The organism is Mycobacterium sp. M26 (assembly GCF_001494595.1).
GTDB lineage: Bacteria > Actinomycetota > Actinomycetes > Mycobacteriales > Mycobacteriaceae > Mycobacterium.
On the sequence record NZ_LN929907.1, the window covers coordinates 672,178 to 685,037 of the forward strand.

General features: G+C 66.5%; 13 protein-coding genes. 6 read left to right on the top strand and 7 right to left on the bottom strand.

What is annotated here, in order from left to right:
• Positions 1-20: 20 nt before the first annotated feature.
• Together BN3385_RS03295 and BN3385_RS03300 are read right to left on the bottom strand one after the other, a co-directional pair.
• The gene (locus BN3385_RS03295; protein ID WP_059014994.1) at positions 21-536 is read right to left on the bottom strand and encodes a hypothetical protein; all 516 of its coding nucleotides are present in this window, start codon (positions 534-536) and stop codon (positions 21-23) included.
• Complete coding sequence (locus BN3385_RS03300) at positions 533-1,096, bottom strand: TetR/AcrR family transcriptional regulator (RefSeq protein WP_059014997.1); 564 nt, start codon at positions 1,094-1,096, stop codon at positions 533-535. Before BN3385_RS03300 ends, BN3385_RS03295 begins: the two co-directional genes overlap by 4 nt.
• A gap of 134 nt (positions 1,097-1,230) precedes the next feature.
• Here BN3385_RS03300 and BN3385_RS03305 point away from each other — a divergent pair, with 134 nt between their 5' ends.
• From BN3385_RS03305 to BN3385_RS03325, 5 genes are all read left to right on the top strand, one after another.
• Complete coding sequence (locus BN3385_RS03305) at positions 1,231-2,631, top strand: aldehyde dehydrogenase family protein (protein WP_059014999.1); 1,401 nt, start codon at positions 1,231-1,233, stop codon at positions 2,629-2,631.
• A 310-nt stretch (positions 2,632-2,941) separates the two neighbouring features.
• Positions 2,942-3,583, top strand: a complete 642-nt coding sequence (locus BN3385_RS03310) for a TetR/AcrR family transcriptional regulator (RefSeq protein WP_059015000.1) — start codon at positions 2,942-2,944, stop codon at positions 3,581-3,583.
• 100 nt (positions 3,584-3,683) lie between these two features.
• On the top strand, positions 3,684-4,622 hold the full coding sequence (locus BN3385_RS03315; RefSeq protein WP_059015002.1) for a class I SAM-dependent methyltransferase: 939 nt from the start codon (positions 3,684-3,686) through the stop codon (positions 4,620-4,622).
• 95 nt (positions 4,623-4,717) lie between these two features.
• Positions 4,718-5,581, top strand: a complete 864-nt coding sequence (locus BN3385_RS03320; protein WP_059015004.1) for an SDR family oxidoreductase — start codon at positions 4,718-4,720, stop codon at positions 5,579-5,581.
• A 39-nt stretch (positions 5,582-5,620) separates the two neighbouring features.
• Positions 5,621-6,316, top strand: coding sequence for a haloacid dehalogenase type II (locus BN3385_RS03325; RefSeq protein WP_059015007.1), 696 nt, complete (start codon positions 5,621-5,623; stop codon positions 6,314-6,316).
• On the opposite strand, the gene BN3385_RS03330 is transcribed toward BN3385_RS03325, so the two are convergent.
• From BN3385_RS03330 to BN3385_RS03340, 3 genes are read right to left on the bottom strand one after another with little or no spacing between them, the layout of a single operon-like run.
• A complete protein-coding gene (locus BN3385_RS03330; protein WP_059016332.1) occupies positions 6,313-7,164 on the bottom strand; it encodes an EamA family transporter in 852 nt (283 codons plus the stop codon). The two genes, BN3385_RS03325 and BN3385_RS03330, sit on opposite strands and share 4 nt — an antisense overlap.
• A gap of 27 nt (positions 7,165-7,191) precedes the next feature.
• Positions 7,192-8,613 carry a Re/Si-specific NAD(P)(+) transhydrogenase subunit beta gene (pntB, locus tag BN3385_RS03335; RefSeq protein ID WP_059015009.1) on the bottom strand — a complete coding sequence of 474 codons (1,422 nt, stop codon included), beginning with the start codon at positions 8,611-8,613 and terminating at the stop codon, positions 7,192-7,194.
• Between the two features lies 1 nt (position 8,614).
• On the bottom strand, positions 8,615-10,147 hold the full coding sequence (locus BN3385_RS03340; protein ID WP_059015012.1) for a Re/Si-specific NAD(P)(+) transhydrogenase subunit alpha: 1,533 nt from the start codon (positions 10,145-10,147) through the stop codon (positions 8,615-8,617).
• Positions 10,148-10,297: 150 nt separating this feature from the next.
• On the opposite strand from BN3385_RS03340, the gene BN3385_RS03345 reads away from it, so the two are divergent.
• Positions 10,298-10,789: a DUF456 domain-containing protein gene (locus BN3385_RS03345; RefSeq protein WP_059015014.1), complete on the top strand. Its 492-nt coding sequence runs from the start codon at positions 10,298-10,300 to the stop codon at positions 10,787-10,789.
• A gap of 24 nt (positions 10,790-10,813) precedes the next feature.
• On the opposite strand, the gene BN3385_RS03350 is transcribed toward BN3385_RS03345, so the two are convergent.
• Together BN3385_RS03350 and BN3385_RS03355 are read right to left on the bottom strand one after the other, a co-directional pair.
• The gene (locus BN3385_RS03350; protein WP_059015016.1) at positions 10,814-11,608 is read right to left on the bottom strand and encodes a tyrosine-protein phosphatase; all 795 of its coding nucleotides are present in this window, start codon (positions 11,606-11,608) and stop codon (positions 10,814-10,816) included.
• Positions 11,605-12,825 (bottom strand): acyl-CoA dehydrogenase family protein, encoded by a 1,221-nt coding sequence (locus BN3385_RS03355; protein ID WP_197415160.1) that lies wholly within the window; start codon positions 12,823-12,825, stop codon positions 11,605-11,607. Before BN3385_RS03355 ends, BN3385_RS03350 begins: the two co-directional genes overlap by 4 nt.
• Positions 12,826-12,860: the final 35 nt, after the last annotated feature.

Consider the following 12,860-nt stretch of genomic DNA (forward strand, 5'->3'; position numbering starts at 1 on the left):
ATCGTAGAACGTCTGGGCGCTCAGTGTGCAAGCATCTTGATGACGAGCACGACCGCCCCGAATGAGGCGAGGATCACTACCGTCAAAAGCTTCTGCCACCAACGTAATTGGGTTTTCCGGACGGCAAACAGTGCGATGATCCCGAGTTCGGCGACGATCGCCCACATCGCCACCCACATCGCCGTGTAGGTCTCGAGCAGGCCGAAGCCGGCTGCCGCAAGGATGCCGGCGGGGATGACTGCGGCCTGCAGGATCTGCCCGGACGCCTGCAACATGGCCCCGATCTCACGTCGGGACGGCCGGTTTCCGTACACGCCCAGGTGGGCGACGAAATCGGCGAACAGACTTGCCGCCCAGAGCCCGCCGGTGGCGACGGCGACATCGAAGACCCGGGCCCACGCACTGGTGTCGCCGGTGGTGTAGCGGGCCAGCACGGCCAGCGTGGCCAGGCAGGAAATGGCGCCGTAGAGCCGTTCGCGCAAGACCGCGAACACATGGTCGTCGGCGGCCGGGCCGGCGGGCTCGGCCGCGGTCACCGCGGTGGGACGGTGCTGAAGCTTCCCGAGTCCAGCGCGTCGAGCATCTGGTTACTGATCCACTCGTAGATGGCCGGGTCCCGCGGCAGGGTGGCCTGCTCGTAGCCGACCAGCATGTAGACGCACCAGTCGGCGAACACCTCGGCCTGCCGGCTGTCTCCGACAATGTCCATGGCGTAGTCGTAGCAGACCCGGAAGCGTTCCTTGTCCACCTCGACCTGCACCTTGTAGACCTCGGGGTCCACCGAACTCCACGACCGGATCGCCGCCTCGGCCCCGTGCGGCAGCGACAGCACCGCACGGATGATGACCTGCATCCGCTCCCGGGGATCGTTGACCACGTTGAAGGCCTTTGCCATTCGCATGGTGCGGTCCTGCACCCAGTAGCCGATCAGCTCCCGGGTGTAGGCCGGCCAACTGGTGAAGTAGTGGTAGAACGAGCCGGTTGTCACGCCCAGCCGGTTGCAGACCTCGGCCAGCTTCAAACCGCCATAGCCACGGTCAGCCAGTACTTCGAGGCCGATCTCGAAGTACGCCTCACGGGTGGCGACGGTGGCCATTCTGGACACGATAGTTCCCACTAGCCAGTGGCATGACCGTGACGAGCATGTTCGACGCCGGAGTCGGCCGTGGGTGTCGCGTTGGCCAGGTGATGGGGCAAGCTTGTCGGTAAGGATCTAGTCGAGGAGATGGCATGACTGTCCAGATCACGAGCGACCACGCCACCGAAGGTGGTTCCGCCGGCGTCCTGGCCGATGTACGCCGGGTGTTCAACAGCGGCCGTACCCGTCCGCTGTCCTGGCGTTCCGGGCAACTCGCGGCGATCGAGCGGATGTGCGACGAGCGCGAGCCCGAGATCGCCGAGGCGCTGGCCCGCGATCTGGGCCGGCCTGCCTTCGACGCGTGGCTCGGCGATGTCGGGTCCACCAAGGCCGAGGCCGCCTTCGCCCGCAAGCACCTCAAGAAGTGGACCAAGCCCAAGCGTCAGGGTCTTCCGCTGGCCCAGATGCCCGGCCGGGCCTGGGTGCAGTACGACCCGCTGGGCGTGATCCTGGTGATCGGCCCGTGGAACTACCCGTTCTATCTGTGCATGGCTCCGCTGGTGGCCGCGATCGCGGCCGGCAACGCCGCGGTGATCAAGCCCTCCGAGCTGGCGCCGGCCACCTCCGAGCTGATCGCCCGGCTGGTGCCGCAGTACCTCGACACCGACGCCATCCGGGTGGTCGAAGGCGACGCCGCGACCACTCAGGATCTGCTGGCGCGGGGCTTCGACCACGCGTTGTTCACCGGCGGCACCGAGATCGGCCGCAAGATCATGGCCGCGGCAGCGCCGACCCTGACCCCGGTCACCCTGGAGTTGGGGGGCAAGAGCCCCGTGGTGGTGCTCGACGACGCCGACCTCGACGTCGCCGCCCGCCGCATCGCCTGGACGAAGATGCTCAACTCCGGGCAGACCTGCATCGCGCCCGACTACGTGCTGGCCGACCGCAAGATCGCTGCCCAGCTCGCCGACAAGATCGTCGCGACCATCGCGAAGTTCCGCGCCGGTGAGCAGGATCCGTCATTGCGGATCGTCAACGAGCGCCAGTTCGACCGGCTGGTGTCCCTGATCAGCGCCACCAGTGGCAAGGTCGTCACCGGTGGCGGATCCGATCGGTCCACCCTGCGCATCGAGCCGACTGTCGTGGTCGACCCGCCGCAGGACGACCCGGTGATGTCCGACGAGATCTTCGGCCCGATCCTGCCGATCCTGACCGTCGACTCCGCGGAGGCGGCCGTCACGTTCGTTAACTCGCGGCCCAAGCCGCTGGCGCTCTACGTCTTCACCGCCAACTCCCGTCGCGCCCGCGACCTGGTGGACCGGATGCCCTCCGGCGGCGCGGTGATCAACCATGTGGCGGTGCACTGCCTGGTTCCGCAGCTGCCGTTCGGCGGTGTCGGAGCCAGTGGTACCGGCGCTTATCACGGCAAGTGGGGCTTCGAAGCGCTCAGCCACCGCCGGGCGGTGCTGGCCAAGCCGGCGAAGCCGGACCCGGGCCTGATGTACCCGCCGTACAGCGAGCGAGCGAAGAAGATCATTCGCAAGGCGTTCTGACCGCTGCCGCCATCCGAAGCGGTTCTGGCAAACTGACGCGCGCGGATGTTCGCGCGAACTATCGGGAATGTACGACCGAATTCGTCAGCGATAGCGAATTCTCGTGCGCCGTTTGCGTACCTGCGAAACCGACATCGGCGTAAGTAATTTAAGAATTCTAGACCGTATGCCTGCTCGGGGTGTCTGAAACAGCAAGCGTTTCAACATCTTTCAAATCTGAGTTCCTTTGTGAGCAGAAATCTCATGTGAAAGTCGCAAGCAAATGAGGCCCGCCATCAATTTGTGCCGTTAGTTGTGGCACAATTTGACTGTGCCGCATACAGCAAGTCGGGGTCCCGGAAGACCGCCCGCAGCTAAGGCGGCAGAAACGCGCGAGCGCATCCTGCGCGCCGCCCGTGAGGTGTTCAGCGAACTGGGGTATGACGCTGCGACCTTCCAGGCAATCGCTATTCGCGCGGATCTGACCCGCCCCGCCATCAACCATTACTTCGCCAGCAAGCGCCTGCTCTATCAAGAGGTCGTCGAGCAGACCAACGCCCTCCTGGTCGAGTCCGCCGTCACGCACTCCCAACGGGAGGGCACCCTGCCCGGCCGCCTGCGGGCGTTCATCCGGGCTGCGGTGGCCGCTCAAGGACAGGACCGCTCGGTGGCGGCCTTCCTGGTGACCTCGGTGCTGGAGTCGCAGCGTCATCCGGATCTCAATCAGGATGACAACGACTCGATGAACTTCACCCGCGGGTTCGTCACCTCGGCGATCAAGGACGCGATCCAGGCCGGCGAGATCCGTGCCGATATCGACGTGCCCTCGGCCGCCGAGATGCTGATGGCGGTGATGTGGGGACTGGGGTTCTACGCCGGCTTCGTGGGCGACCAGGACCGTCTGGTCGCGATCATGGACCAGTTCCTCAACCTGCTCGATGGCCAGATGTGGCGAGTCACTGACCGTGCGTGAGGTCCGCCACAGCTGCGCATAGGCTGGCTAAGTTATTCGGTAGCATTGCTTACAACCCTGATTGAACTGGGATGATGCTGTCCGAAGGGAAAACTTCGCCATGAGCAATCTGCGCACGCACGACGACACCTGGGATATCGCCACCAGCGTGGGCTCGACCGCCGTCATGGTGGCCGCTGCCCGAGCCGGTGAGACCGACCGCCCCGACGCACTGATCAACGATCCCTACGCCCGGCTCCTGGTCAGCGGCGCAGGCACCGGCATGTGGGAATCCATGCTGGACGAATCGATGGCCGACCGGGTGGCCGCCGCCGACCCCGAGGCCGCCACGATCTTCGCCCACATGGGCAACTACCAGGCCGTCCGCACCCACTTCTTCGACCGGTTCTTCACCGAGGCGGTCCAGTCGGGCATCCGCCAGGTCGTCATCCTGGCCTCGGGCCTGGACTCGCGCGCCTACCGGCTGGATTGGCCGGCCGGCACCCACGTCTTCGAGATCGACCAGCCCAAGGTCCTCGAATACAAGGCGCAGACTCTGGCCGCCCACGACGTCCGGCCCGCCGCGGTGCTGCACGAGGTACCGATCGACCTGCGTCAGGACTGGCCTGCCGCGCTGCGCGAGCACGGTTTCGATCCGGCCCAGCCGACGGCCTGGCTGGCCGAAGGTCTGCTGATGTACCTGCCCGCCGACGCCCAGGACCGGCTCTTCGACCAGATCACCGCGCTGAGCGCGCCCGGAAGCCGGGTGTCCGCCGAGGCGGTCAGCCACCAGGACGAGAGCCGCCGCGAGGAATTCCGCGCCCGCTTCGAGAAGTTCGCCGATCAGCTCGGCATCGAGCGCAAGATCGACATCGGCGATCTGACCTACAACGACCCCGATCGCGCCGACCTGACCGAGTGGCTCAACGGGCATGGCTGGACGGCATCCGGGGTGCCCTCCCTCGAGGAGATGAAGCGGTTGGGACGCTGGGTGGAACTGCCCGTCGAGACCACCCCGAATGCCTTCGCGACGTTCGTCGTCGCCGAACGTACGGCCTGACAGCTGCCTGAATCGGCGCCCAGGGACCGCCCCGAGTGCCAACCGCCTGGTTGGTTACGATGGCCGGGCTACCAATCGCCGGAGAAAGGAAGCTCATGCCCGGAGTTGCAGATCGTGTCATCGTCGTCACGGGTGCCGGAGGTGGTCTGGGTCGTGAGTACGCCCTGACTCTGGCCCGCGAAGGCGCCAGCGTCGTGGTCAATGACCTCGGCGGCGCGCGCGACGGCACCGGTGCCGGCCACAACATGGCCGACCAGGTGGTCGCCGAGATCAAGGAAGCCGGTGGCCGTGCGGTCGCCAACTACGACAGCGTCGCCGAGCCCGAGGGCGGCGAGAACATCGTCAAGACCGCGCTCGAAGAGTTCGGCAAGATCGACGGCATCGTCAGCAACGCGGGCATCCTGCGCGACGGCACCTTCCACAAGATGCCGTTCGAGAACTGGGACTCGGTACTCAAGGTCCACCTGTACGGCGGGTACAACGTGATCCGCGCCGCCTGGCCGCACTTCCGCGAGCAGAGCTACGGCCGCATCGTCGTCGCCACCTCCACCAGCGGCCTGTTCGGTAACTTCGGCCAGGCCAACTACAGCGCCGCCAAGCTCGGCCTGGTCGGCCTGATCAACACGCTGGCCCAGGAAGGCGCCAAGTACAACATCAAGGCCAATGCGCTGGCACCGATCGCCGCGACCCGGATGACCGAGGACATCCTGCCGCCCGAGGTGTTCAAAAAGCTGACCCCCGAGTACGTGGCGCCCGTGGTCGGCTACCTGTGCACCGAAGAGGTGCCGGACTCCGGGTCGGTCTTCATCGTCGGTGGCGGCAAGGTTCAGCGGGCCGCACTGTTCCAGAACGACGGCGTGACCTTCGACCACGTGCCCAGCGTCGACGATGTCGCCGCGAACTGGTCGGAGATCGACGATCTGTCGGCGGCCAAGCAGGCCAACTTCAAGTTGGGCTGAGCCGACGACAACATCACGGGCCGGCACGCGGGGCTTCTAATGGTCCGCGTGCTGGCCTTCGATGTCTTCGGCACTGTTGTCGACTGGCGTTCGAGCATCATTGCCGAACTCGAACAGTTCGCCGATCGGCAAGGCGTGCAGCAGGATTGGGCGACGTTCGCCGACAGCTGGCGAGCCGGTTACGTTCCGGCGATGGACCGGGTCCGTCGTGGCGAGCTGCCGTGGACCCGGTTGGACGATCTGCACCGCCAGATTCTCGACCAGCTGCTGCGCGACGCCGGCATCGAAGCGAGCGAGGCCGACGTCGACCACCTCAACCGCGCCTGGCACCGGTTGACGCCCTGGCCCGACTCGGTGGCCGGTCTGCACCGGCTCAAGGAGCGCCACACCATCACCACGCTGTCCAACGGCAATCTGTCGCTGCTGACGAATATGGCCAAGCGGGCCGGCCTGCCGTGGGATTGCGTGCTGTCCGCCGAGATCTTCGGCCACTACAAACCCGATCCCGAGGTCTATCTGGGCTGCGCGCAGATCCTGGACGTCGAGCCTGGCGAAGTCATGCTGGTCGCCGCGCACCCGAGCGATCTGCGTGCCGCGCGCGCGGCGGGGCTGCGCACCGCCTACGTCGACCGCCCGATGGAATGGGGACAACCGGGGCGCTATCGGGTTCCGTTCGAGACCGACGAGTTCGATGTCACCGCAACGGGTCTCGTGGACCTGGCCGACAAGCTCTAGTTTCCGGTCTCCGTAGCGACCGAGTCTTGCGCGCTGATGACCAGTGCCGCCATGACCAAGGCGATGCCTGCGAGCTCGGTGGGTCTCGGCGACTGATGCAGCATCACCGCGCCGATGGCGGCTGCGGTGGCGGGCAGCAGAGCCAGAAGCAAGGCGAAGCGGGCCCTGGGGATGAGCGTCAGGACGAACTGATCGAGCGCGTACGGCACGGCCGTGGACAGCACACCGACACCAAGACCCACCAACCAGATCCGGGGATCGCGCAGCACATGCGCATCGGTGTGTAGCTGGCCAGCCAGCAGTGGCGCCGCGAGCAGTGCTGCCGCGACAGCCATTCCGACGGCCAGGGAATCCAGCCCGGAACCCGCGTCGGCGACCCGTTTGCCGAGCAGGATGTAACCGGCCCACAGCACCGCGGCGATCAGGGCGAAGAACACACCGACCACGTCGGCATCGGCCTGCACCCCGGCTAAGAGCAGCACCCCACCTGCGGCGAGGGTGACGGCAAGGACATCACGGGCACGTCGTGAACCGACCGCCGCCACCGCGACAGGCCCGATGAATTCGATCGCCACCGCGGTACCGAGCGGGATACGTGAAATCGCCTCGAAGAAAGCCACATTCATCCCGACGGTGACGATTCCGAACCCGCCGGCGATGGTAAGGCCGCGGCGTGTCCACCTCCGGCGCCACGGTCTGCGCCAGGCGAGTAGCACGACGGCGGCACCCACGGCACGTAGCCAGGCCACCGCGGCCGGGTTCACGGTGACGAACAGGAAAACCGCCAGCGCGGCACCGAGATACTGCGATACGGCGCCGACGATGAAGAACATCGGCACCGACCACATCGGGACGCGGCAGTTCACCGCGGGGACTTACAGTGCGGCGTTGATGTCGTCGACCCTGTCGCGTGCGTCGCCGAAGAGCATCTGGGTGTTCTCGCGGAAGAACAGCGGGTTCTGTACGCCGGCGTAACCGGAGGCCATGGACCGTTTGAACACAATGACGTGCTCGGCATTCCAGACCGTCAGCACCGGCATGCCGGCGATCGGGCTGCCCGGATCTTCCGACGCCGCCGGGTTCACCGTGTCGTTGGCACCGATCACCAACACCACCGAGGTGTTCTCGAAGTCATCGTTGATCTCGTCCATTTCGAGCACGATGTCGTAGGGCACCTTGGCTTCTGCCAGCAGCACATTCATGTGTCCGGGCAGACGGCCGGCGACGGGGTGGATGCCGAAACGCACCGTGACGCCCCGCTCGCGGAGCTTGCGGGTCAGCTCGGCAACGCCGTACTGGGCCTGGGCCACGGCCATCCCATAGCCCGGGGTGATGATCACCGAACTGGCCGACGCCAAGAGTTCGGCGGCCCCCTCGGCGGTGATCTCCCGGTGTTCGCCGTAGTCCTTGTCCTCGGCCGGTCCTGCCTCGATGCCGAACCCGCCGGCGATGACCGAGATGAACGAGCGGTTCATCGCTTTGCACATGATGTAGGACAGGTAGGCACCCGAGGATCCGACCAGGGCGCCGGTGACGATCAACAGATCGTTGGACAGCAGGAAGCCTGAAGCTGCTGCGGCCCAACCGGAGTAGCTGTTGAGCATCGACACCACGACCGGCATGTCGCCGCCGCCGATCGAGGCGACCAGGTGCCAGCCCAGTAGCAGCGCCAACACCGTGACGACGACGAGCAGCCACAGCTGGGGTTCGATGACGAACCAGACGGTGAACACCACGAACAACACCAGGGCGCCGACATTGAGAATGTTCTTGCCGGGCAACATCAGTGGTGCTGATTTGATCCGCGCTGACAGCTTGAGGTTGGCGACGATCGATCCGGTGAAGGTGACGGCGCCGATGAACACACCGATGAAGACCTCGGCGGAGTGGATGCCGAGCATGCCCTGGCTGTCGAGGGCCGCAGCCTCGGCGCCGGCCAGATTGTGCTCGACGTGCAGGTAGCCGTTCCAGCCGACCAGCACCGCGGCCAGGCCGACGAAGCTGTGCAGCAGGGCGATCAGCTCCGGCATACCGGTCATCTCGACCACGCGGGCACGCCACAGCCCGATCGCGGCACCGATGGCCATGGCTGCGATCAGCAGGCCCAGGCCCAGCGGCTCGATATGGCGGGCCAGCGCAAGCGCGATGGTGGCGACCAGCGCGACCACCATGCCGGCCATGCCGAATGTGTTTCCAGCCCGGGATGTTTCGTGCTTGGACAGCCCGGCCAGCGCCAGGATGAACAGCAGGGCAGCGATGACGTAGGCCGCGGTGGCGGCCGTTTCTAATGTGAACAACTCAGCTCCTCGAGAACATCGCGAGCATGCGACGCGTCACCGCGAAGCCACCGAAGATGTTGATGCTGGCAAGCAGAATGGCGACGGCGGCCAACGTGGTGACGATGACGTCACCGTGGCCGATCTGGAGCAGCGCGCCGACGACGATGATGCCCGAGATGGCGTTGGTCACCGACATCAACGGGGTGTGCAGGGCGTGATGCACGTGGCCGATGACGTAATAGCCGATCACGATCGCAAGTGCGAAGACGGTCAGGTGCACCTGCAGGGCGGCCGGGGACAACGCGATGAGCAGGAACAGCACGGCGGCGGCACCGAAGGTGATGCCGAGCCGGCGGCCCATCGTCATCGGTTGTTTGGGCTGCTGGATTGCCGGGGCGGCTGTTGCAGCCGCTGCCGGGGCGGCAGATACCTGTACCGGTGGCGGCGGCCACGTCGTTTCGCCGTCGCGGACCACGGTGACCGAGCGCTGCACCACGTCGTCGAAATCGAGGACGAGCGTGCCGTCTTTCTCCGGGGTCAGCAGTTTGAGGAGGTTGACCAGGTTGGTCCCGTAGAGCTGCGAGGCCTGGGCGGGCAACCGGCCGGCGAGGTCGGTATAACCGATGATCGTCACACCGTTGTCGGTCAGCACGGCCTGGTCTTTGACGGTGCCTTCGACGTTGCCGCCGTTAGCCGCCGCCATATCGACGATGACGCTGCCGGATTTCATCGACGCGACCATGTCGGCGGTGATGATGCGCGGCGCGGGCCGGCCCGGGATCAGCGCCGTGGTGATGATGATGTCGACGTCCTGGGCCTGCTCGGCGTAGAGCTGTGCCTCACGGGCTTTGTAGTCGTCGCCCATCTCCTTGGCGTACCCGGTGGCCGATACCTCGGTCTCGGCAGATTCGATGGAAAGATATTCTCCACCAAGGGATTTAACCTGATCAGCGACCTCGGGGCGCGGGTCGGTGGCGCGCACGATGGCGCCGAGGCTGCCCGCGGCGCCGATCGCCGCCAGCCCGGCCACACCGGCGCCGACCACCAGGACCTTGGCCGGCGGGACCTTGCCCGCCGCGGTCACCTGGCCGGTGAAGAAGCGGCCGAACGAATGTGCTGCCTCGACGACCGCGCGGTAGCCGGCGATATTGGCCATCGACGACAGCACGTCCAGGGATTGGGCTCGCGAGATCCGCGGGACCGCATCCATGGCCAGCACCGTGATGGGCCGAGCGGACAGCTCCTCGACGAGCTCGGGCTTCAGGGCGGGGGAGATCAGGCTGATCAGTGTCGCGCCGTCGCGCAGTGCGGCGATCTCGGCAGTGGTGGGGGCATTGACCTTGAGGACGATATCGGTGGCCAGTGCTTCCGCGGCGGTCCCGATACCGGCACCAGCTTCGATGAATGCCGCGTCGGAGAAGCTGGCCGCGACACCCGCACCGGATTCCACCAGTACCTCGTAGCCGAGTTTGATGAGCTGTCCGACCGTCTGCGGTGTGGCGGCGACGCGCGTTTCCCCAGGCAGAGACTCACGTGGAATCCCGATGATCATCAGTGCGATCCGATCTGGTTGGTCATGGGCGAGGCTGGGTGAAAGAAGCCAGTGTATGGAATGGCGGAATTCGGGTGTCGACTCAGTACCCCCTCCCAGTACGGACAGGTGTCCAGTTGAGCGGGGCGATGTGGTCCTAGGCTCGGGCAGGTGAGTACCACTGGCATCGTTCTGGTCGGGCTGGCCATCGCCGTCGGTCTGGTCGGCATCATCGTGCCGCTTCTGCCTGGCACGCTGCTGGTGCTCGCCGCCATCGCGGTATGGGCGTTCGTCGAACGAACCCTGGTGTCGTGGGTGGTGCTGGCGGTGGTCGCCGCGATCATCGGCGCGAGCCTGCTGATCAAGTACATCTGGCCGGTGCGCCGGATGCGGGCCGCCGACGTCGGCGGGTGGACGCTGACCGTGGGGGCCGTCGCGGGCATCATCGGGTTCTTCGTGGTCCCGGTGGCGGGCCTGGTGCTGGGCTTCGTCTTGGGGGTGTACCTGGCCGAACTGGTCCAGCGACGCAACCATGTGCGGGCCTGGGCGGCCACTGTGCACGCGGTGAAGGGTGCGCTGCTGTCGGTCGGCGTCGAACTGGCCGGCGCGTTGCTGGCCACCGCGGTGTGGGTGGCCGGCCTTGTACTAACCCAGTTGTCCTAACCCAGTTGTCTTAACCCAGTCGTACTAACCCAGTAGGGCTGTGCGCAGCCGGGCCAGGTCGTCGGCGCTGACCTCGGCGGCCTCCAGGTAGCCCGGCAGACCGCCGTACTGCTCGTCGATGACGCGCCGGGCCGTCGCCAGGTACTCCTCTTTGACGCCGAGCACGCCGTCGGGCAGCCGCGACTCGGCGAAGGCCACCACTTCCGGTGTCATGCCCTCCCGGCTGCGCACCGACTCCAGGATCCGGTCCCGCAGCCGGCCTACCGCGTCGTTGCTGCGCAGGAAGTCGGCGACGATGGCATCCCGCGGGACGCCGATGGCTTCGAGCACCACCGCGATGGAGAACCCGGTGCGGTCCTTACCGGCGAAGCAGTGCACCAGCACCGGCCGGTTGTCGGCGAGCAGCGTGGCGATCCGGCGGACGGCGCGACGCGCGCCGGCCAGTGTGGCGAACCGCGCGTACTCGTCGTTCATCCACTTCTCCCCGGCCGCGATCACGTCGTCGTCCGGAGTGGCCTCGCTCATGATCTTCTCCCACGCCGTTTCGTGGGGGGCGGTGGTCGGCGCGTGGGACAGATCAGGGAAGGGCAGCAGGTGCACCGTCACGTCCTGCGGGACCGCACCCGGGCCGCGACGCTCCACCTCAACCGGCGAACGCAGGTCGGCGACATCACCGATCCCCAAGGTGCGCAGGACATCTCGACCATCCTCGTCGAGCCGGCTGATCTCGCTGGACCGGAAGAACAACCCCGGCCGCACGCCGGTGTTCTCCGCGACGTCGCGAAAGTTCCATGCGCCGGACAGCTGTTCGGCGCTCACCCTGAGGTCACCGCTGCGGCGGCCAGCGCGCTGGGCTCGGCACCGATCTCGGCGCGGGCGATGCTGCGCATGTGGACCTCGTCGGGTCCGTCGAAGATCCGCATGGCGCGCTGCCAGCCGTACATCCGGGCCAGCGGGAAGTCATCGCTGACACCGCCGCCGCCGTGCACCTGGATGGCGCGGTCGATGACGTTGCACGACATCTGCGGGGCCACCGCCTTGATCTGCGCGACGAGGTTGCGGGCTTCCTTGTTTCCGTGCTGGTCGATGGTCCAGGCGGCCTTCTGACACAACAGGCGCGCCTGGTCGATCTCGTTGCGCGACAAGGCAATCTGCTGCTGAACCACACCCTGCTCGGCCAGCGGCTTGCCGAAGGCGATGCGGGTGCGGGCGCGCTCGGTCATCAAGGCCAGCGCCCGCTCGGCCACGCCGATCGCACGCATGCAGTGGTGGATGCGGCCCGGGCCCAACCGGGCCTGCGCGATCGCGAAGCCCATGCCCTCCTCGGCGAGCAGGTTGGAGGCCGGCACCCGGACGTTGTCGTAGACGACCTCGGCGTGACCGTGCTGGTCCTGCCAGCCGAACACCGACGTCGAGCGCAGGATCTGCACACCGGGGGTGTCGACCGGCACCAGGATCATCGACTGCTGCTGGTGGGAGGCGGCCTCAGGGTTGGTGCGGCCCATGACGATCAGGATCTTGCAGCGCGGATCGTTGGCGCCCGAGGTCCACCACTTGCGACCGTTGATGATGTAGTCGTCACCGTCGCGGGTGATGGCGGTCTGGATGTTGCGGGCGTCGCTGGAGGCCACGGCCGGCTCGGTCATCGAGAAGGCACTGCGGATCTCACCGGCCAGCAGCGGTTCCAGCCACTGCTTGCGCTGCTCCTCGGTGGCGAACAGGTGCAGCGTCTCCATGTTGCCGGTGTCCGGAGCGGCACAGTTGAACACCTCGGGGGCGATCTCGGTGCTCCAGCCGGTCAGTTCGGCCAGCGGGGCGTACTCGAGGTTGGTCAGTCCGGACTCCGCGGGCAGGAAGAGGTTCCACAGACCCTGGGCCTTGGCCAGCTTCTTGAGTTCCTCGACCACCGGCGGGACGGTGAAATCGCCGGGTCCGGCCGCCGCACGGTACTCGTCGTACGACTTCTCGGCCGGAAAGACGTGTTCGACCATGAACTCGGTGACGCGCTTGTGGTAATCAGCCGCCTTGGCGGACATGGCGAAATCCATGCCGTCACGATATGACACGCGTC